Source organism: Lederbergia lenta NBRC 16444, from assembly GCF_001591545.1.
Lineage (GTDB): Bacteria > Bacillota > Bacilli > Bacillales > Bacillaceae_C > Lederbergia > Lederbergia lenta.
Genome location: NZ_BCVC01000001.1, coordinates 1,819,317 through 1,841,179, shown reverse-complemented (window position 1 = coordinate 1,841,179; position 21,863 = coordinate 1,819,317). Strand labels below are relative to the sequence as shown.

The 21,863-nt window shown below is 38.7% G+C and carries 17 protein-coding genes; 16 read left to right on the top strand and 1 reads right to left on the bottom strand.

What is annotated here, in order from left to right:
* Window positions 1–37 precede the first annotated feature (37 nt).
* The 12 genes from ileS to pyrE all read left to right on the top strand — a co-directional run bounded on the left by ileS (window position 38) and on the right by pyrE (window position 15,388).
* Window positions 38–2,797, top strand: coding sequence for an isoleucine--tRNA ligase (gene ileS / locus BLE01S_RS08715; RefSeq protein WP_066139859.1), 2,760 nt, complete (start codon window positions 38–40; stop codon window positions 2,795–2,797).
* A gap of 791 nt (window positions 2,798–3,588) precedes the next feature.
* Complete coding sequence (lspA, locus tag BLE01S_RS08710; protein ID WP_066139856.1) at window positions 3,589–4,065, top strand: signal peptidase II; 477 nt, start codon at window positions 3,589–3,591, stop codon at window positions 4,063–4,065.
* A complete protein-coding gene (locus tag BLE01S_RS08705) occupies window positions 4,052–4,963 on the top strand; it encodes an RluA family pseudouridine synthase (protein WP_066139851.1) in 912 nt (303 codons plus the stop codon). The genes lspA and BLE01S_RS08705 overlap by 14 nt, the downstream gene beginning before the upstream one ends.
* A 207-nt stretch (window positions 4,964–5,170) precedes the next feature.
* Window positions 5,171–5,716, top strand: coding sequence for a bifunctional pyr operon transcriptional regulator/uracil phosphoribosyltransferase PyrR (pyrR, locus tag BLE01S_RS08700; RefSeq protein WP_066139848.1), 546 nt, complete (start codon window positions 5,171–5,173; stop codon window positions 5,714–5,716).
* Between the two features lie 159 nt (window positions 5,717–5,875).
* Window positions 5,876–6,757, top strand: coding sequence for an aspartate carbamoyltransferase catalytic subunit (locus BLE01S_RS08695; RefSeq protein WP_066139845.1), 882 nt, complete (start codon window positions 5,876–5,878; stop codon window positions 6,755–6,757).
* 15 nt (window positions 6,758–6,772) lie between these two features.
* Entirely contained in the window at window positions 6,773–8,059 is a 1,287-nt protein-coding gene (pyrC, locus tag BLE01S_RS08690) for a dihydroorotase (protein ID WP_066139842.1), read from the top strand.
* The gene (locus tag BLE01S_RS08685) at window positions 8,056–9,141 is read left to right on the top strand and encodes a carbamoyl phosphate synthase small subunit (RefSeq protein ID WP_066139840.1); all 1,086 of its coding nucleotides are present in this window, start codon (window positions 8,056–8,058) and stop codon (window positions 9,139–9,141) included. The genes pyrC and BLE01S_RS08685 overlap by 4 nt, the downstream gene beginning before the upstream one ends.
* Window positions 9,134–12,349: a carbamoyl-phosphate synthase large subunit gene (gene carB, locus BLE01S_RS08680; protein ID WP_066139837.1), complete on the top strand. Its 3,216-nt coding sequence runs from the start codon at window positions 9,134–9,136 to the stop codon at window positions 12,347–12,349. The genes BLE01S_RS08685 and carB overlap by 8 nt, the downstream gene beginning before the upstream one ends.
* The gene (locus tag BLE01S_RS08675; RefSeq protein ID WP_066139834.1) at window positions 12,346–13,119 is read left to right on the top strand and encodes a dihydroorotate dehydrogenase electron transfer subunit; all 774 of its coding nucleotides are present in this window, start codon (window positions 12,346–12,348) and stop codon (window positions 13,117–13,119) included. Before carB ends, BLE01S_RS08675 begins: the two co-directional genes overlap by 4 nt.
* Window positions 13,119–14,030: a dihydroorotate dehydrogenase gene (locus tag BLE01S_RS08670; protein WP_066139831.1), complete on the top strand. Its 912-nt coding sequence runs from the start codon at window positions 13,119–13,121 to the stop codon at window positions 14,028–14,030. Before BLE01S_RS08675 ends, BLE01S_RS08670 begins: the two co-directional genes overlap by 1 nt.
* A gap of 1 nt (window position 14,031) precedes the next feature.
* On the top strand, window positions 14,032–14,748 hold the full coding sequence (gene pyrF, locus BLE01S_RS08665) for an orotidine-5'-phosphate decarboxylase (protein ID WP_066139827.1): 717 nt from the start codon (window positions 14,032–14,034) through the stop codon (window positions 14,746–14,748).
* Window positions 14,741–15,388, top strand: coding sequence for an orotate phosphoribosyltransferase (gene pyrE, locus BLE01S_RS08660; protein WP_066139824.1), 648 nt, complete (start codon window positions 14,741–14,743; stop codon window positions 15,386–15,388). Before pyrF ends, pyrE begins: the two co-directional genes overlap by 8 nt.
* A gap of 635 nt (window positions 15,389–16,023) precedes the next feature.
* Here the strand turns inward: pyrE and BLE01S_RS08655 are convergent.
* Window positions 16,024–17,736, bottom strand: a complete 1,713-nt coding sequence (locus BLE01S_RS08655) for an Rqc2 family fibronectin-binding protein (RefSeq protein WP_066139821.1) — start codon at window positions 17,734–17,736, stop codon at window positions 16,024–16,026.
* A 136-nt stretch (window positions 17,737–17,872) separates the two neighbouring features.
* Between BLE01S_RS08655 and BLE01S_RS08650 the strand changes: the two genes are divergently transcribed.
* The 4 genes from BLE01S_RS08650 to rpoZ all read left to right on the top strand — a co-directional run bounded on the left by BLE01S_RS08650 (window position 17,873) and on the right by rpoZ (window position 21,817).
* Window positions 17,873–20,527, top strand: coding sequence for a calcium-translocating P-type ATPase, SERCA-type (locus tag BLE01S_RS08650; RefSeq protein WP_066139818.1), 2,655 nt, complete (start codon window positions 17,873–17,875; stop codon window positions 20,525–20,527).
* Between the two features lie 193 nt (window positions 20,528–20,720).
* Complete coding sequence (gene remA, locus BLE01S_RS08645; RefSeq protein ID WP_066139815.1) at window positions 20,721–20,981, top strand: extracellular matrix/biofilm regulator RemA; 261 nt, start codon at window positions 20,721–20,723, stop codon at window positions 20,979–20,981.
* 12 nt (window positions 20,982–20,993) lie between these two features.
* Entirely contained in the window at window positions 20,994–21,608 is a 615-nt protein-coding gene (gene gmk / locus BLE01S_RS08640; protein WP_066139812.1) for a guanylate kinase, read from the top strand.
* A gap of 2 nt (window positions 21,609–21,610) precedes the next feature.
* Entirely contained in the window at window positions 21,611–21,817 is a 207-nt protein-coding gene (gene rpoZ, locus BLE01S_RS08635; RefSeq protein WP_066139810.1) for a DNA-directed RNA polymerase subunit omega, read from the top strand.
* Window positions 21,818–21,863: the final 46 nt, after the last annotated feature.

Below are 21,863 nucleotides of genomic sequence, written 5' to 3'. Positions count from 1 at the left end.
TTATTTTTTATGAAAAGATTAGAAGGAGGAATGGAAAATGGAGTACAAAGATACTTTATTAATGCCAAAAACAGAATTTCCAATGCGCGGAAATTTACCAAAGAAAGAACCTGAAATTCAAGCAAAGTGGAAAGAGCAGGATATATATCAAAAGGTTCAAGAACATACGAAAGGGAAGCCATTATTTGTTTTACATGATGGTCCTCCTTATGCGAATGGTGACCTCCATATGGGACACGCGCTTAACAAAACATTAAAGGATTTTATCGTTCGTTATAAATCAATGAGTGGATTTTGCGCGCCATATGTACCAGGGTGGGATACACATGGTTTACCTATTGAGCAGGCACTTGCGAATAAAGGGATCAAGCGCAAAGAGATGTCTGTAGCCGAGTTCCGTGAATTATGTGCTAAATATGCTTACGAACAAATCGATAATCAGAGAACAGAATTTAAACGACTTGGGGTTAGAGGAGATTGGGATAATCCATATATTACTTTGAAGCCTGAATATGAAGCACAACAAATTCATGTTTTTGGTGAAATGGCGAAAAAAGGCTATATTTATAAAGGTAAAAAGCCGGTATATTGGTCTCCATCCAGTGAATCTGCTTTAGCTGAAGCAGAGATTGAGTATCAAGATAAACGCTCTCCATCTATCTATGTTACATTTGCTGTAACCGATGGTAAGGATGTATTGGAAAAAGGTGCTAAATTTATCATCTGGACAACAACACCATGGACGATCCCTGCAAATCTTGGAATCGCTGTTCATCCAGATTTACAGTATGCTGTCGTTCAGGTTGGTGAGGAGAAATTTGTTGTTGCCGAAGCATTATTGGAACAAGTCGCGACTACATTAGAGTGGGATGATGTATCAACAATTAAAACAATTAAAGGATCTGACCTTGAAAAAGTTGTGACGAAACATCCATTGTATGAACGGGACTCCCTTGTCGTACTTGGTGAACATGTTACAACTGACTCAGGAACAGGCTGTGTCCATACGGCACCAGGCCATGGGGAAGATGACTTTTATGTAGGTCAGAAATATGGACTTGATGTATTATGTCCTGTCGATGATAAAGGACATATGACTGAAGAAGCTCCTGGTTTTGAAGGCTTATTTTATGACGCTGCGAATAAGCCAATTACAGAACAATTAACAGCAGTTGGTGCATTGCTGAAATTAGAATTTATTAAGCATTCGTATCCTCATGACTGGAGAACGAAAAAACCAGTAATTTTCCGTGCGACTGCTCAATGGTTTGCTTCTATAAAAGATTTCCGTACCGACTTATTGGAAGCTATTAAAGAAGTGAAATGGGTGCCTAATTGGGGCGAAACAAGATTGTATAATATGGTGCGTGATAGAGGAGATTGGTGTATTTCCAGACAACGTGTGTGGGGAGTACCTATTCCAGTCTTTTATGCGGAAAATGGTGAATCCATTATTACGGATGAAACAATTGCCAATGTAGCAGAGTTATTCCGTCAACATGGTTCAAATATTTGGTTTGAAAAAGAGGCGAAGGATCTTCTTCCAGAAGGTTTTGAACATCCGGGTAGCCCTAATGGGGTATTCACGAAAGAAACGGATATTATGGATGTTTGGTTTGACTCCGGTTCATCACATCAAGGTGTGTTAGAGGAGCGCGAAGATCTTCAACGACCTGCAGACTTGTATTTAGAAGGTTCAGATCAATATCGTGGTTGGTTTAACTCTTCATTAACAACTGCTGTTGCTGTTACAGGGAAAGCACCATATAAAGGCGTATTAAGCCATGGATTTGTACTTGATGGTAATGGTCGTAAAATGAGTAAATCACTTGGTAATGTCATTTTACCAGGTAAAGTGACAAATCAATTAGGCGCAGAAATTATTCGCTTATGGGTTTCATCAGTGGATTACCAAGCGGATGTTCGTGTTTCAGATGCTATTTTGAAACAAGTAAGCGAAGTATATCGAAAAATCAGAAATACTTTCCGCTTTTTACTTGGAAATCTAGCTGATTTTAATCCGGAAAGAGATGCAATTGAATATGATAAATTACGTGAAGTAGATCAATTTATCCTTGTAAAACTTAATAATTTAGTGAAAGAAGTTCGTACTTCATATGATCATTACGAGTTTGCAAATATATATCATGCAGTAAATAACTTCTGTACGAATGAATTAAGTTCTTTTTATATGGATTTCGCTAAAGATGTATTATATATTGAAGCGGCAGATCAATATGAGCGTAGAGCAATGCAAACAGTAATGTATGAGAGTGTTGTTACACTTGCTAAACTATTATCACCAATTCTTCCTCACACCGCTGATGAAGTATGGTCACATACGCCAGGAGTAGTAGAAGAAAGTGTGCAACTGACGGATATGCCGGAATATGCAGAAATTCCACAGTCTGAGCAATTAGAAGAGAAATGGGGAGCATTTTTACAGCTTCGTGATGACGTTCTAAAAGCATTAGAAATTGCGCGAAATGAAAAAGTTATTGGTAAGTCATTGGCGGCTAAAATTGGTTTATATGTAAATGATGAAACGAAAGAATTACTAAACAGTATTACAGAAAATCTTAAGCAGTTATTTATCGTTTCAGGTTTCGAAGTGGCAGGATCTCTTGAAGATGCATCAGAGCATGCACATACATTTGAGCGTGTAGCAATTGTTGTGGAAAAAGCAGATGGTGAAACATGTGAAAGATGCTGGGTTGTAACACCAGAGATCGGGGAAGATAAAGAGCATCCAACTCTATGTCTTCGTTGTGCTTCTGTCGTGAAAGAATATAATTAAGGAAAAAGAGTGATAAAAGGCCCCTGTTAGAAATTATTCTATCAGGGGTCTTTTATAATGGCTGTTTTCTAGTCTGAAAAATGGAAGGCGTTGTTGGTTTCTCTACAGTATGGCGCTATTCAGGTTTATTTGTCATACAGACTTCCTTGAAGGGATAAAAATCTAACTGAGTTTATGAAGGGAACAAAACATCTTTGAGAAAACTACAATCAAGTTGATTGAAGCGTAAGGTGGCACTCTGCGAAGATCTGCATGACAGGTGAGATGCCGCAGGAGCGCAGCGACGAGGAAGCTCACCGCATGCCCTCCGGAAAGCGCCCACCTAAAGCGGAAATCAACGGTGTTCCCTTTCACTTTCTGTGTAGATTATACAATTAAATCCACTGGACTACTCCACATAAGCTAATTCGTAATCATAAAGGATATCGTATTGAATAAAGTGGAATACGACTTTCAGGAACTTATTCATACATGCGATGGAGGCAATGATACTGAGGTAGCTTTATTTATGAATGGTATGATTCGATTCTTCGTTTTTCACAACATTATTTCTCTTTATTGATGCGAACCTTGTTATCAATGTTTCAATTGAGTCTGCTTCCTATAGTTTCTTGCATGAAAAAAAGTATCACTAAATGGCTGCGTGTAGTGGTAACATCGATGCGTCCACATTCTTGGGGTGATCTGTACGTTACTGACCGGGTGCTTTCACTTTTCTTTAAAAGTTGGCATCATCTGTGTTAAGTGATAAAATTCATAAGAAAGACTTGTAGGGATTCGGAGGTTTTGAATTGATATATTACTTAATCGCAGTTTTCATTGTAGCATTAGATCAGTTAACTAAATGGCTAGTTGTGAAAAACATGGAACTCGGAGAAAGCATCGCTATTATAAATGATTTCTTCTATATTACTTCTCATCGTAATCGTGGAGCAGCTTGGGGTATTTTGGAAGGGCAAATGTGGTTTTTTTATGTTATTACGATCGTTGTAATTGGTGTAATTATTTATTATTTTGAAAAACATGCAAAAGGTAAACCACTTTTTCAAACTAGTTTGGTTTTTATCCTTGGTGGTGCAATTGGAAACTTTATCGATAGGGTATTTAGAAAAGAAGTAGTAGATTTCCTTGACACATATATTTTTACATACGATTTTCCAATCTTCAATATTGCTGATTCTGCCTTAACAGTAGGGGTAGTCCTTATGTTTTTGCAAATGATGAAAGAAGGCCGGGAAGAAAAGGAGAAGAAGAATGGACAAAATTGAGCATCGCATTCTTGAAACAGAGAATGGAGAGCGTTTGGATAAAGTAATAACATCATTAAATAAAGAGTGGTCTCGCTCACAAGTACAGTTATGGATAAGATCAGGGCATGTTGAAGTGAATGGGAATGTGGGAAAGTCGAATTATAAATGTTCGATAGACGATTTAATCGTTATCTCTATTCCAGAGCCTGAACCATTAGATGTAGAGCCAGAACAAATGGATTTAGATATTTATTTTGAAGATCAAGATGTTATCGTTGTAAATAAACCTAAAGGAATGGTCGTTCATCCAGCACCAGGTCATTCTGGGGGAACACTTGTAAATGGATTATTAGCACATTGTACTGATTTATCCGGAATTAATGGGGTAATGCGCCCAGGGATTGTTCATCGAATCGATAAGGACACATCAGGTCTTTTAATGGTCGCTAAAAATGACATCGCCCATGAAAATTTAGTGGATCAATTAGTGAAGAAAACAGTAACCCGAAAATACTTTGCACTCGTTCATGGCGTTATACCACATGATCATGGAACAATTGAAGCTCCCATTGGTAGGGACAAAAGTGATCGCCAAAGCATGACGGTTATAGATAATGGAAAAGATGCAGTTACCCATTTTACGGTGCTGGAAAGATTTGAAGAATTTACATTTGTCGAGTGCACATTGGAAACAGGAAGAACACATCAGATTAGAGTACACATGAAATATATTGGTTATCCTCTAGCTGGGGATCCGAAATATGGGCCACGAAAAACATTAAAGACAGATGGGCAGGTCCTTCATGCGGGGGTCCTAGGATTTGAACATCCGCGTCTTCTTGAATACAAAGAGTTTTCAGCTCCATTACCGGAGTATTTTGAGCAACTTTTAAATGATTTACGTAAAAAGGATTGACAAACTGTCATCCTAGACTTTATAGTAATGGTAGTTAAATAAATGCACCTTTAATTTAGTCCGGAGAGGCTGAGAAGGATACGAAATAGAACTGTCGGCTTTTAACTGCCGTTTCAGTTACCTATGTCTAGATATGTATACCCTCTTGCCGTCTTAGGTGAGAGGGATTTTGTTTTGGTGTAAATTTTTCGTATGGAGTGACATATTATGACCCAAAAAGCAGTAGTTCTTGATGAAAAGGCGATACAGCGGGCATTAACGCGAATTGCTCATGAAATTATTGAACGAAATAAAGGGATAGAAAATTGTATTTTAGTTGGTATCAAGACGAGAGGCATTCATTTAGCCGCGAGATTAGCAAAAAGAATTGAGCAAATCGAAGGAGAGCCGATTGCTGTTGGGGAGCTCGATATCACCCTTTATCGCGACGATTTATCGCTCAAAAATGATGATGCAGAGCCAGAGGTAAAAGGATCAAAAATTCCTGTTGATATTAATAATCAAAAAGTCATTGTTGTGGATGACGTTTTGTTCACAGGGAGAACCGTGCGTGCTGCGATGGATGCATTGGTAGATATTGGTCGCCCTTCACAAATTCAACTTGCAGTTCTGGTTGATAGGGGACATCGTGAATTACCAATTCGAGCAGATTTTATTGGGAAGAATATCCCAACTTCTAATCAAGAACGAATTGTTGTAGAACTAATGGAAACAGATGAACTAGATCAAGTCAGTATATATGAAACGAATTGAATACATTCCCTTTTAAATGCAGTCCCGAGAGGCTGACAAAGGGGGTAAAAGAGGCTTACCATGCCTCTCGTTTACATACCCTCTTTGTCTGAAAATTGACAAAGAGGTTTTTTTATACATAAAAAAATGAATAGAAAAGAAAGTGGCGGAGGGATATGGATGAAACATCTCGTATCGATGAATGATCTATCAAGAGAACAAATACTAGACATATTGGATAATGCAGAAGCTTTTGCGTCCGGGGAAGAATGGCAGCCGAAAAATAAGATGTTTGCTACAAACTTATTTTTTGAACCAAGTACACGTACGAAAACGAGCTTTGAAATGGCTGAAAGAAAACTTGGTATAGAAGTTATTCCGTTTGAAACAGGTAGTTGCAGTCTCTTAAAAGGAGAAACACTTTACGATACGATTAAGACGCTTGAAGCAATTGGTGTCAATACTGCTGTCATCCGCCACGGTGAGGAAGCGTATTATCAAAGTTTTATAGATCAGCTAAATATTCAGCTTATAAATGCGGGAGATGGTTGTGGGCAGCACCCAACACAATCTTTACTTGATTTATTTACAATTAAACAAGAGTTTGGCGGGTTTAACGGATTAAAAGTGGCGATTATAGGGGACTTATCACATAGTAGAGTCGCAAAATCTAATCATAAAGCATTATCCGCCTTAGGAGCAGAGGTACTATATTCAGGCCCACCACAATGGTTTGACAGTAATCAATTAAACTCTAACTTTTGTGAAATGGATAATGCGGTTGAAATAGCTGATGTGGTTATGTTACTAAGGATTCAGCATGAGCGACATGAAAGCACATCGTTTATGACAACAGAGGAGTATCACTCCAAATATGGATTAACAATAGAGAGAGAAAAGAGAATGAAGAAAGATAGTATTATCATGCATCCGGCTCCTGTAAATAGAAATGTAGAGATAGCTGATTGTTTAGTAGAGAGTGAAAAATCAAGGATATTCAAGCAAATGGAAAATGGCGTTTTTACTAGAATGGCAGTACTTAAATCAATTCTCGAACAATAAGAAAGGGGAATAAAAATGAACTGGCTAATAAAAAATGCAAGACCTATTGTAGAAAAAAATAAAGAGGTATCCATTGATTTGCGAATTAAAGATGGAGTAATTGTGGAAGTTGGAGAAAATCTTGCACCACAAGGAGAAAAGGAATTTAATGCGCAAGGTTTGAGCGTTGCTCCAGGTTTTGTAGATTTACATATACATTTACGTGAGCCAGGTGGTGAAAAGAAAGAAACAATCGAAACGGGTACAAAAGCAGCAGCAAAGGGTGGATTTACCTCGGTTGCCGCCATGCCAAATACAAGACCTGTTCCGGACACGGCGGAGCAAATGAATTGGTTTGTCCAACAACTTAATGAAAGAGCCAGCGTAAAAGTGTTACCTTATGCAGCGATAACAACTCGCCAACTTGGAAAAGAGCTTGTTGATTTTGCAGCATTGAAACAAGCTGGAGCTTTTGCTTTTACAGATGATGGAGTTGGTGTGCAAACAGCAGCGACAATGTTCGAAGCAATGAAAAAAGCTGCTAAGTTAGATATGGCTATTGTTGCTCATTGTGAAGATAACTCACTCATATATGGCGGAGCTGTCCATGATGGCCAATTTGCTAAAGAAAATGGATTCGTTGGGATTCCATCCATATGTGAATCTGTACATATCGCTCGGGATGTGTTGTTAGCAGAAGCAGCAGGTTGTCACTACCATGTATGCCATATCAGTACAAAAGAGTCTGTAAGGGCAGTACGAGACGCTAAAAAGGCGGGAATTCGTGTAACTGCGGAAGTAAGTCCTCACCATCTACTTTTATGTGAAGACGATATACCCGGTGATGATGCCAATTATAAAATGAATCCGCCATTGAGAAGTAAGGCTGATCAAGAAGCACTTATTGAAGGACTACTTGATGGCACAATTGATTTTATTGCTACCGATCATGCACCACATACACAAGAAGAAAAAAGTCAGGGCATTAAGCTTGCTCCCTTTGGTATAGTCGGTTTGGAAACGGCATTTCCACTCCTTTATACACATCTAGTTAAAGAGGGTGTCTGTACGATAGACCAATTAATTGATTGGTTAACAATCTTACCAGCAAAAACTTTCCAACTTGAAAGTGGAACGCTTGAAATTGGTAAGCCAGCTGATATTACCTTAATAGATTTAGAAATCGAGAAAGAAATTGATCCAGCCGAATTTGCATCAAAAGGAAAGAATACGCCATTTGGTGGATGGTCATGTGCCGGGTGGCCAGTTGCGACATTTGTAGAAGGCAATTTAGTATGGGCTGAACAGGGGGAAGGACAGTGAAGCGTAAATTAATTCTAGAAGATGGAACAGTCTTAATCGGTACCGCATTTGGCGGTAGCAAAGATAATGTTGGGGAAGTAGTTTTTAATACGAGTATGTCCGGATATCAGGAGGCGATTTCTGATCCTTCTAATTATGGTCAAATATTAACTTTTAGTTACCCGCTAATTGGTAACGCTGGGATTAATCGTGATGACTTTGAAAGTATTCAACCGGTTATTAAAGGTGTGATTGTAAAAGAAGTCGCTGACTTTCCTTCTAACTGGAGAAATAATATGACATTTGCTAACTACCTAGAGCTAAAGAATATTCCAGGAATAGCGGGCATTGATACAAGAATGCTTACAAGAATCATTAGGGAAAAAGGTACGATGAAGGGCGCTATTTGCAATTTTGATGAGGACGATGAAGTTATATTAAGCAAATTGAAGGCTGTATCTTTTCCGGCAAATGAAGTAAAGCAAGTTGCAGCCACAAAACCTTATCCTAGCCCTGGACGGGGGATGAATGTAGTAGTCGTTGATTTTGGATTAAAGCATGGGATTCTTCGAGAACTTACAAAAAGAGGCTGTGATGTAACAGTTGTGCCTTACCATACAGCCGTAGAAGATATTTGTGCTTTAAGTCCAGATGGGGTATTGCTTTCTAACGGACCCGGTAATCCAATGCATGTGGAAGAAGCAACAGAAATGATTCGTGAACTTCAAAAGAAAGTTCCACTCTTTGGAATCGGACTTGGACATCAACTTTTTGCCATTGCAAATGGATGTAAAACAGAAAAAATGAAGTTCGGTCATAGAGGTTCAAGTTATCCAGTGAAAGATTTAAAATCTGGTAAAATATTATTTACTTCGCAAAATCACGGTTATGAAGTAGAGGAATCGTCCATCGATGACACGAGACTTAAGGTCACATATAGGACATTGAACGGTGGCTCCATTGAGGGATTGGAACATCAAAAACATCAAGCTTTTTCTGTTCAATTTCAACCAGAAGCTTCCCCAGGTTCAGAAGATGGGAAAGTAGCCTTTGATCGTTTTATACAATTGATAAATGAAGGAAAGGTGGAAAACCATGCCTAAACGTACCGATATAGAAAGTATTTTAGTAATTGGATCAGGACCAATCGTAATCGGGCAAGCCGCAGAATTTGATTATGCTGGAACACAAGCTTGCTTGGCTTTGAAAGAGGAAGGCTACCGGGTTATTTTGATCAATTCCAATCCAGCTACAATTATGACAGACACTGAAATTGCAGATGCAGTATATATCGAGCCACTTACTGTTGAATTTGTGAGCCGCATTATACGTAAGGAACGACCAGATGCTATTTTACCTACACTAGGCGGACAAACAGGTCTTAATATGGCGATGGATTTATCAAAAGCTGGTGTCTTGGAAGAATGTGGCGTGGAAGTACTTGGGACGAAATTATCTGCTATTGAACAGGCCGAAGATCGTGACCAATTTAGAGAGTTGATGAACAGATTAAATGAACCTGTTCCAGACAGCGAGATTGTTCATACGGTAGAAGAAGCTGTCACTTTCACTGAAAGCGTAGGATTTCCAGTAATTGTACGACCGGCATATACACTCGGTGGAACCGGCGGTGGAATTTGCCATAATATAGATGAACTACATGAGATTGTTGCGAGCGGCTTAAAAAATAGTCCAGTAACTCAATGCTTACTTGAGAAAAGTATCGCAGGATTTAAAGAAATTGAATATGAAGTTATGCGAGATTCAAATGATAATGCAATCGTCGTTTGTCATATGGAAAATGTGGACCCAGTTGGTGTTCACACGGGAGACTCGATTGTTGTCGCTCCGTGCCAAACATTAGCCGACCGTGAAATTCAAATGTTGCGCAATGTTTCCTTAAAATTAATACGTGAACTCGGAATTGAGGGGGGCTGTAATGTTCAGCTTGCTTTAGATCCTCATAGTTTTCAATACTATATCATTGAAGTGAACCCAAGAGTCAGTAGATCATCTGCATTAGCGTCAAAAGCAACTGGATTTCCAATTGCTAAGCTTGCGGCGAAAATTGCGATCGGTTATTCCTTAGATGAAATGATGAACCCAGTAACGGGTAAAACATATGCTTGTTTTGAACCAGTCATTGACTATATCGTAACGAAAATACCGAGATGGCCATTTGATAAATTTGAGTCCGCAAATCGTTTGCTCGGTACACAAATGAAGGCAACTGGAGAAGTTATGTCGATCGGACGTACCTTTGAAGAATCTTTATTAAAGGCAGTTCGTTCCTTAGAAAGTGATGTATATCATTTAGAACTTAATGGTGTTGAGCCAATTGAAATAAACGCGCTAGAAAAAGAAATGCGTAACCCGACTGATGAACGACTATTTTATCTTGGCCAAGCATTGAGACAAGGAATTTCTATTGAACAATTACATGAGTGGAGCAAAATAGATCTATTCTTCCTTTATAAAATGGAGAAAATAATCAAAATGGAATCCGAATTAAAAGATAATCAGTATGATGTTTTTGTCGCACGAAAAGCGAAAGAATTCGGCTTTGCTGATATTACGATTGCGAAGTTATGGGGAACTGTCGAAAAAGAAGTATATGGATGGAGAAAAGAAAATGGCATCATTCCCGTCTATAAAAAAGTAGATACTTGCGCAGGAGAATTTGAATCAGATACACCATATTTTTACGGGACATATGAATTAGAAAATGAATCAATCAGAACAGACAAAAAAAGTGTAGTAGTACTTGGTTCAGGACCGATCCGAATTGGTCAAGGGATTGAATTTGATTACGCAACAGTACACAGTGTCTGGGCAATTCAAGAGGCAGGATACGAAGCGATAATAATTAATAACAACCCTGAAACAGTTTCTACTGACTTTAGTATCTCAGATAAGCTTTATTTCGAGCCGCTGACGATTGAAGATGTAATGCACATTATCGATTTAGAAAAGCCAGAAGGTGTAGTTGTCCAATTTGGTGGCCAGACAGCAATCAACCTTGCTGCTGATTTAACAGAAAGAGGAGTTACAATTCTTGGTACATCGTTAGAAAGCCTTGACCGAGCAGAAAATCGCGATAAATTTGAACAAGCACTTACTCAATTGGACATTCCGATGCCTAAAGGGAAAACGGCGACATCTGTTGAAGAAGCTGTTGTGATAGCCAATACGATTGGCTATCCAGTACTTGTTAGACCTTCATATGTTCTTGGTGGAAGAGCAATGGAAATTGTGTATGAAGAAAATGAATTGCTTCACTATATGAAAAATGCGGTAAAAATAAATCCTGAACATCCAGTGCTCGTCGATCGCTATTTAATCGGAAAGGAAATCGAAGTAGATGCTATTTCTGACGGCGAAAATGTACTCATTCCTGGCATAATGGAACATATCGAGCGTGCGGGCGTTCACTCAGGTGACTCAATTGCTGTATATCCACCACAAAATGTGAGCGAAGCAATGAAAGAAAAAATTGTGGATTATACAATAAGATTGGCAAAAGGATTAGACATTATTGGACTATTAAATATCCAATACGTTATTTCGAATGATGAGCTGTATGTGATTGAAGTAAATCCTCGCTCCAGCAGAACAGTACCATTTTTAAGTAAAATTACTGGAATTCCGATGGCCAATGTAGCGACTAAAGTAATACTTGGTGAGTCTCTAACATCACTTGGTTATGAAACAGGCATTGCTCCAGAAATGAATGGTGTATATGTAAAAGTTCCTGTGTTCTCTTTTGCTAAATTAAGAAGGGTAGATATTACATTGGGGCCTGAAATGAAATCAACTGGAGAAGTAATGGGGAAAGATACAACAATGGAAAAAGCCCTATATAAAGGCCTTGTCGCATCTGGAATGGAAATTAAAAGCTATGGGACGGTATTAATTACGGTTGCTGATAAGGATAAACAAGAAGCAACTGAAATCGCCAAACGTTTTTCGGATATTGGTTATCGAATCCTTGCTACGAGTGGTACTGCGGATATGATCGCTAGTACTGGTGTAAAAGCGGAGGTCGTCGGTAAAATTGGATCTGAAGGACCCACGTTAATTGATGTGATTAGACAAGGAAAAGCACAATTGATCATTAATACTTTAACAAAAGGAAAACAACCTCAACGTGATGGATTTAAGATCCGCAGGGAGTCTGTAGAAAATGGCGTGCCATGTTTAACATCACTTGACACAGCTATAGCAATCCTTGGTGTATTAGAATCAATGGTCTTTTCAGCAGAAGCAATGTCAAATGGTGGAGCTGGACAGAAAGAGGCGATTAACATATGATTCAGCAAGAAAATATGAAGATCATCTCGCAACAACAGCTAGCTAAAGATATTTATGAGCTGACTTTAGAAGGTGAAATGGTGAATACAATGAAAGAACCCGGTCAGTTTGTCCATATACGGACAAACCCCGGTCTCGATCCACTGTTACGCAGACCAATTAGTATTGCTTCGATAGATAAAGAGTATAATCGTTTTACCGTTATTTATCGTGCGGAAGGAAAAGGGACGAAATTGCTAGCAATGAAAAGTGCAGATGGGGTAGCTGATGTATTAGGGCCACTTGGTAATGGTTTTCCACTTAACGAAGCGAAAGAGAATCAGACGGCACTTTTAGTTGGTGGGGGCATTGGTGTACCACCTCTTTATGAGCTATCTAAGCAACTTAATGCACAAGGTGTGCGAACAATTCATGTGCTCGGTTTTGAAACAGCGGATAAAGTATTTTATGCAGAGCAATTTGCATTATTGGGAGATACTTTTATCACAACGGTTGATGGAACTAGTGGAACAAAAGGCTTTGTGACTAATGTCATTGATGAGCATCAATTTAGCTTTGATATCTTATATTCCTGCGGGCCAACACTGATGTTAAAAGCATTGGAGGATCGATTTAGCGACAGAAAAGCATATTTGTCTCTCGAACAACGGATGGGGTGCGGAATCGGAGCTTGCTTCGCTTGTGTTTGTCATGTAGAGGATAACCCGAATGGCTATATTAAGGTATGTAGCGATGGTCCTGTATTCCCAATTGGAAAGGTGGCTTTATAATGGATCGCTTACGAGTAGAATTACCTGGGATATCGTTGAAAAACCCAGTGATGCCTGCGTCCGGTTGTTTCGGATTCGGAAAAGAATTTAGCCAGTTGTATGATCTTAGTTTACTGGGTGCTATTATGATTAAAGCAACCACTTTCGAACAGCGCTTTGGGAATCCGACTCCGCGTGTTGCGGAAACAGCTGCCGGTATGCTGAATGCAATTGGGTTACAGAATCCGGGCCTATCAGGTGTTATGACGAATGAGTTACCATGGCTTGAACAATTTGATGTGCCAATTATTGCTAATGTCGCTGGCTCAGAAGCAGAAGATTATGTTGAAGTAGCGAAACAAATTTCAACAGCACCAAACGTTCATGCCTTAGAGTTAAACATATCTTGTCCAAATGTAAAAAAAGGTGGAATAGCTTTTGGAACGGTTCCTGAAGTAGCTTATGAATTAACCAAAAGAGTAAAGGAAGTATCGACCGTTCCCGTTTATGTGAAGTTATCACCAAATGTAGCGGATATTGTAAGCATGGCACAGGCAATAGAAGAAGCGGGTGCGGATGGGCTAACAATGATCAATACATTGCTTGGGATGCGTATCGATTTGAAAACGGGCAAACCAATTTTAGCTAATAAAAGCGGAGGCTTATCGGGACCAGCAATTAAACCAGTGGCAATCCGGATGATTTATGAAGTGAGCCAAAAAGTGAATATCCCGATTATTGGGATGGGAGGAATAGAGTCGGTCGATGATATTATTGAATTTATCTATGCAGGAGCAAGTGCAGTTGCTGTTGGTACATTAAATTTTACAGATCCATTTATTTGTCCCAAATTAATTGAACAACTTCCAGCTAAGCTTGATGAATTAGGTGTCAATCATATATCTGAATTAGTAGGAAGGAGCTGGAAATAATATGTTGCACAAACCAATCATTGCTCTTGATTTTCACAATCGAGCTGCTACTGAGCAGTTTCTCAACCAATTTGGTGAAGAAAAATTATTTGTAAAAGTAGGGATGGAGCTTTACTATCAAGAAGGACCATCTTTATTAAAATGGCTAAAAGAGCAAGGTCATGATATTTTTCTTGATTTAAAATTACACGATATCCCTAATACTGTTTATCGGGCAATGAAAGTATTAGCTGGTTTTCAAGTAGATATCGTAAATGTGCATGCTGCTGGTGGATTAGCAATGATGCAGGCAGCGTTAAAAGGACTAAAGGAAGGCACACGAGCTGGGTATGCGCGTCCCAAACTGATTGCAGTGACGCAATTGACTAGTACAGGTGAAGCGGAAATGCAAGAGCAGCAATTAATCACTGTTCCATTGAAGGATTCCGTCATTCATTATGCGAAACTTGCGAATGAGGCTGGATTAGATGGAGTTGTATGTTCCGCATTAGAAGCTAGTGACATTGCGGAAGCGACACATCCAACATTTTTACGAGTAACGCCTGGTATTCGTATGCATGGTGATACGGCCGATGACCAAAAACGAATCGTATCTCCAAGTCAAGCACGTACATATGCATCATCCATGATTGTCATTGGTAGATCCGTCACACAAGCTGAGAATCCGGTATCTGCCTATCGAAAATTACTAGTAGAGTGGAGTGGAAATAATGAATAATGAACATGCAGAACAACTTGCGCTTCAGCTATTAGAAATTGAAGCAGTTTTTTTACGCCCAAATGAGCCGTTTACATGGTCCTCAGGTTTAAAGTCTCCTATTTATTGTGATAATCGTCTAACACTTTCCTATCCGGATTTAAGAAAAGATATTGCAACTGGGCTTGTAAAAATAATTAAACAAAACTTCCCTGACGTTGAGGTAATTGCAGGCACTGCCACTGCCGGAATCCCGCATGCAGCTTGGGTTAGTGATCAGCTAAACTTGCCAATGTGCTATGTACGTTCTTCAGCGAAAAGCCATGGCAAAGGGAATCAAATCGAAGGAAAAGCATTAACTGGCCAAAAAGTAGTGATCATTGAAGATTTAATTTCAACAGGTGGCAGTGTCATCAACGCAGCAGAAGCACTTCGCTCGGCAGGATGTGAAGTTTTAGGTGTCGCGGCGATTTTCTCTTATGAGTTAGACAAAGGGAAAGAATTATTAGAAGCAGCAAATATTCAAGCAAAAACATTAATCGGTTATTCCAATCTAATCAATGTGGCGCTTGAAAAAAAGCTGATAGAAGAGAAATACGCGGACACACTGAAGGATTGGCGAGTAAACCCGGAACAATGGGGTAATCAGAGAAAAAACTAAAAAAGGAAGTATATGGAAATTGGAAATAAAAGATCTGATTGCGTCAAGAAAGACATAGTGAAAATATCCTAATGGTTGAAAAACTTCTTTATTTTGATAATAGATAAAGCGATGCGGAACTTCAACCATATATGTAAGACTCTCAGCCAGTATGTAGGCTGAGAGTCTTAAGTTATATTCTTTTCAAACAAATTTAATTTTGGTTTACAGTAAGATTGAAAAGAACTATTAACTACCAAGTATTCGTGGTAGAAACATACTAACTATAGTAGGAGCGAAGGGTAGTCGTACAGACATTAAAATCTTAGAATTCGTATATAGAAAACGATTCACATTTTCCATCCTTATTTGAATTGTTTTGGTATGCAGAGTCTTCGCGGGCAAAAGAGTATCTTAATACATCAGTACCAGATGGCGACTCCAAGAGGATCAGCATGACAGGTGAGATTCCGCAGGAGGGCAACGGCGACGAGGAAGCTCACCGTATGCCCTTCGGAAAGCGTCCACCTGAAGTGGAGATCAACGGTCAATCATTTCACAAGATATGTAGAAAATTTGCTTAGCAGTCAATGCTGTTATGACCTAAAAAAAAGAGCATCCAAAAAGTCAGCTACTACGACTTCTTGGAAAGCTCTCTAATCTTTCTTCATTGCGGTTATTTGATCCTCATTAGGCGTGACAAAGACTGTTTGTTGCTGATCATAAATAACGAATCCGGGTTTGGAACCATTTGGCTTTTTAACATACCTTATTTTCGTGAAATCCACCGGCACTGCAGACGAACTTTTTGCTTTGCTGAAATAGGCAGCGAGATTTGCTGCTTCCAGTATCGTTTCATCACTTGGCTCAGAACGATTAATTACAACATGTGAACCTGGAATATCTTTCGTATGAAGCCAAATATCATCGCGACGTGCTAATTTATTCGTTAAATAATCATTTTGTTTGTTATTTTTGCCGACAAAAATGTCCGTACCATCGCTTGCAGTATATCTTTCGATAATAGGTTTAGTGGACGTGTTCTTCTTTGGACCTCTTTTTTGCCGCAATCGGATATAGCCTTCTTCAGCTAACTCTTCACGAATCTCTTCTATATCTTTTGTTGATGCGGAAGATATTTGTTGTAATAATCCTTCAAAGTAATTAACTTCATCTAATGCTTTTTCAATCTGCACTTTGACGATCTGTAAGGCATTTTTTGCCTTCTGATATTTTGAAAAATATTGTTGAGTATTTTCAGCAGGATTTTTTCTTGGATTAAGTGGAATGGTTATTTCCTTTCCTGCTTCATCATAGTAATTAATCACACTTATTTCTTCCATCCCTCTTTTTATGAGATGCATATTCGCTGTTAGTAATTCGCCAAGAAGCTGGTAATGGGATGCATTTTCGGCTTTCTTTAAAGTAGTTTCTAGTTTCTTGATTTTTGTTTCATTTTTCTCTTTTTCATTTTTCATGAATCTTTCCAAATCATAGGCCTGTTGTTTAACACGATCACGTACCGCTTTTCCGAAATAAAAACGGTCTAGCATATCACTTAATGAAGCAAAGGATTTAAATTCCCCATGAAGATGAGTGAGCGGTATTAAATAAAAGAATTCTTTACTGTCAGCCGTCGTGATAGTTGGTTGATAATCATGTGAACCTAACCTTTTCATGTAAGCAATGAATGCAGGTGGAAGTGTCTCTCTATTTGCAAGACCTGTATGGTGGATGATTTCCTTCGATAAAAGTGGTGACATTCCTGCAAATTTTGCTACCAATTGTTTATCTAGTTTCCCACTATTAAAGTCTAATGCCTTTAGAATGTCGTCCTCTGTCGCTACAAAAGGATCTATCTTCTCTTGTGGCGGTGGTAAAATATAAGAGGAACCAGGCAAAATTGTTCGATAACTATTAATAGAAGCAGGAATATGCTTAATGCTATCGAGGATCATGCCTTTTTCTTGGTCGACAAGAATAATATTGCTATACCTTCCCATAATTTCCACAATTAATTGTTTATAGGATACATCTCCTAGTTCATTTCTTCCTTTTAAATCGAAAATAATGATTCGATCCATTCCAATCTGCCGAATGTTTTCAATCATTGCTCCTTCTAAATGTTTTCTTAATAACATACAAAACATAGGCGGTTCGTTAGGGTTATCTAATACGTCGTTCGTTAATTGAATCCGCGCATATGTTGGGTGGGCAGAAATAAGTAATTTGTGATTTTTTCTGTTCATCCTAATGGTAAGAAGAAGTTCATTTTTATATGGTTGGTGAATTTTATTGATTTTTCCTCCACCAATTGTCTGGGTAAGTTCTCTAGTCATAGCTCTTGTGAAAAATCCATCAAATGACATGAATAACATCCTTTACTCTGCGTAATATCTACCGTTACTTTCCGATATTAAAAATTATATCATGAATCACTCCTACACTGAATAAGCTTCCTATTAAAGAGGACAACTTGTCGAGAGGAAAGAGAGTGATTGGTGCATGAAATACCATGAAATGGAAAAGTCTGAAATAGAACAGTCGCTGAATACCAATGTTTCAAATGGTTTATCAAGTAAAATTGTAGAAAATAGAAGAAAGAAATTTGGATGGAACGAACTATCAGAAGGTGAGAAACAATCAGCTATTCTTCTATTCTTTAGTCAGTTCAAAGATTTTATGGTGTTAGTTCTGCTTGGAGCAACACTCGTTTCAGGATTGCTCGGAGAATATATCGATGCGATTGCAATCATGGCAATTGTATTTCTAAACGGCATTTTAGGTTTTTTCCAAGAAAGAAAAGCGGAGAAGTCATTACAAGCGTTAAAAAGCTTATCGGCCCCACAAATATTAGTAATGCGAAACGGTGTATGGGAAAAAACGGACTCACGAGTGGCTGTGCCCGGAGATATTATTAAATTTGCTAGCGGGGATAAAATTGGGGCTGATGTAAGGATTTTATCAGCGAATAACTTAGAAATTGAAGAGTCGGCTTTGACGGGCGAATCTATTCCAAGCGTGAAAACGACCCATCCTATAGTGGGATCAAATCCTACATTGGGGGATTTAAGCAATATGGCGTTTATGGGGACAATGGTTACGCGCGGCAATGGGCTCGGGGTTGTAACAGCAACTGGTATGTCCACTGCGATGGGAAAAATAGCTGATATGATTCAATCAGTTAACACACTTATTACTCCCTTGCAAAGAAAGTTGGAACAGTTAGGAAAAATATTAATCACTGTAGCATTAGTCCTTACTTTATTAGTTGTCGTTGCTGGAATCTATCATGGGCATGACGCATATACGATGTTCCTTGCTGGTGTATCGTTAGCAGTAGCGGCCATACCAGAGGGCCTTCCCGCTATTGTGACAGTAGCGTTATCATTAGGTGTCCAACGGATGATCAGGAAAAATGCAATTGTCCGTAAGTTGCCAGCAGTGGAAACATTAGGTTGTGCATCCGTCATTTGTTCAGACAAGACAGGGACAATGACGCAAAATAAAATGACTGTCACTCATTTATGGAGCAGCGGAAAAACAAGAGATATGACTTTAGTTGAGGACCCGACTGATAAATGGACAACAGATAATGAAATGAAGCAATTACTTACTTTTGGCGTACTTTGTAATAACTCAAATATAAAAGTGCGGGGAGAAGAGGTAGTTGTGGATGGTGATCCAACGGAGGCTGCTTTGCTCATGGCAGCCTATCAAGCCGGTATTCAGCAAAATATATTGAGGCAACAATTTTTAATTGAAAAAGAGTATCCGTTTGATTCGTCACGAAAAATGATGAGTGTCATCGTTAAAGATAATCACGGGAAACGATTTGTCGTGACAAAGGGCGCACCGGATGTCCTTATTGAGAAAAGTGAATCTATTTTATGGAATGGAAAGCAACGACTATTGGACAGTCAACTTATCAAGGAAGTGGAAAGTGCTGTTGACGGGTTGGCCGGAGAAGCATTAAGGACAATAGCGGTTGCTTATAAGCCATTACAAGTTAATGCCCTCCCGCAACGAGAACATGAAGTGGAAAAAGGATTAACATTTATCGGTTTACAAGGAATGATCGACCCACCGCGCCCAGAAGTGAAGAAGGCGGTGGAAGAATGTAAGCAAGCAGGTATTAAAACTGTAATGATTACCGGAGATCACGTTGCTACCGCCTGTGCTATTGCAAAGCAATTAGGCATTCTCAAAGAAGATGATCTTGTGATGGATGGTCAAAGTTTAAACGAATTAACTGTGGAACAACTTGAAGAGAAGGTAGAGCATATATCTGTATTTGCTAGGGTAACGCCAGAGCATAAATTAAAGATCGTTACAGCATTACAGAACCAAGGACATATAGTAGCTATGACTGGGGACGGTGTCAATGATGCGCCTGCTATAAAAGCTGCTGATATTGGTATCGCTATGGGGATTACTGGTACAGATGTCGCGAAAGAAGCTTCCTCTCTTATATTATTAGATGATAATTTTGCAACGATAAAAGCAGCGATTAAAGAAGGTCGAAATATTTATGAAAACATACGCAAATTTATTCGATATTTGCTTGCGTCAAATGTAGGTGAAATTCTTGTGATGTTATTTGCGATGCTTATGTCATTGCCACTCCCACTCGTACCTATTCAAATATTATGGGTTAATCTAGTAACAGATGGATTACCTGCCATGGCATTAGGTCTTGATCAACCAGAAGAGAATGTGATGAAGCGTAAGCCGCGTCATCCAAAAGAAGGTGTTTTCTCGCGAGGATTAGGGTGGAAAATAATTTCTAGAGGGTTTTTAATAGGAATAGTGACATTAATTGCCTTTATTCTAGTTTATTATCGAGATATGAGTAATCTTCCATATGCTCAAACAATTGCTTTTGCAACACTTGTGCTCGCCCAGCTAATTCATGTTTTCGATTGTAGAAGTGAGATTTCCGTTTTTTCAAGAAATCCTTTTGGTAATAAATACCTTGTGGCAGCTGTTGTATCTTCCCTTGCTCTGTTGTTAGTAGTTATTTATGTGCCTGCATTACAACCGATCTTCCATACGGTACCAATCATATTAAGTGACTGGTTGCTAGTTATCGGAATGAGTGCTATACCTACATTCCTACTTGCAGGGACGTTTATATTTAGAAAGAAGAGTAATATGTAGGAAAAGAGCGATTTCTACAGAAATTACTTAGATACTTTGAACTGCTTTAATAAATATGATATAATTTTAAGGTGATAGAGATTCCTCTATTGCCTTTTTTATTTATAAGTATTTGTATAATTATTAACATAGGAACAAAAATAACTATTAATGCACTAAAGGCAAAAAACTGATAATTTACTGGGGGAGCAATATGCCAATTAAGCTTTTGAATATCGGATTTGGGAATATCGTTTCCGCTAATCGAATCATATCAATTGTTAGTCCAGAATCAGCGCCGATCAAACGAATTATTCAGGACGCACGAGATCGTGCAACCTTAATAGATGCTACATATGGAAGAAGGACTAGAGCTGTAATCATAATGGATAGTGAGCATGTGATCCTCTCTGCGGTCCAACCTGAAACTGTTGCCCAGCGTTTGTTCGGGAAGGATGATCAAGAGGAAGGGTAGGAACGAATAATTATGAAAGAAAAAGGATTACTAATCGTACTTTCCGGGCCTTCCGGGGTAGGGAAAGGTACAGTAAGGCAAGCAGTTTTTTCTCGTCCAGATGCCAAATTTGAATATTCTATTTCAATGACGACTAGAAAGCCTCGTCAAGGTGAAATCGACGGTATAGATTATTTCTTTAAAAGTCGAGAAGAATTTGAACGATTGATCGCTGCTGGAAAACTTTTAGAACATGCGGAGTATGTTGGAAATTACTACGGAACACCAGTAGATTATGTAAAACAAACATTGGATTCAGGTAAAGATGTATTTCTGGAAATTGAAGTCCAAGGAGCGAAGCAAGTACGCGAGAAAATTCCTGAAGGATTATTTATCTTCCTTATGCCACCTAGTTTGGATGAGCTAGAGAGTCGAATTGTCGGAAGGGGAACAGAGTCGGTAGAATTAATACATAACCGGATGGATGCTGCCAGAAGAGAAATCGAATTGATGAGTTTATATGACTATATCGTTGAAAATGATAATGTAGACTTAGCAGTAGATCGAATTAACGCGATTGTGCAGGCTGAGCATTTGAGAAGTGAACGCATCGCTGGAAAATATATAAAAATGCTGGAGGTTAAATGACCATGTTATATCCATCTATTGATGAATTATTAAAAGTAATTGACTCTAAATATTCACTCGTGACTATCTCGGCAAGAAGAGCACGCCAATTTCAAGAAGATGAAGATCCATTATTAGAAAAATATTTATCTGATAAATATGTCGGCAAATCTCTTGAAGAAATTTATGACGGCGTATTGAAAATTAAAAAGTCGAGCGACCAAGATTAAAACGTTAAACTTCGATTAGGCTATAACATAAAAATGTACTTAAATA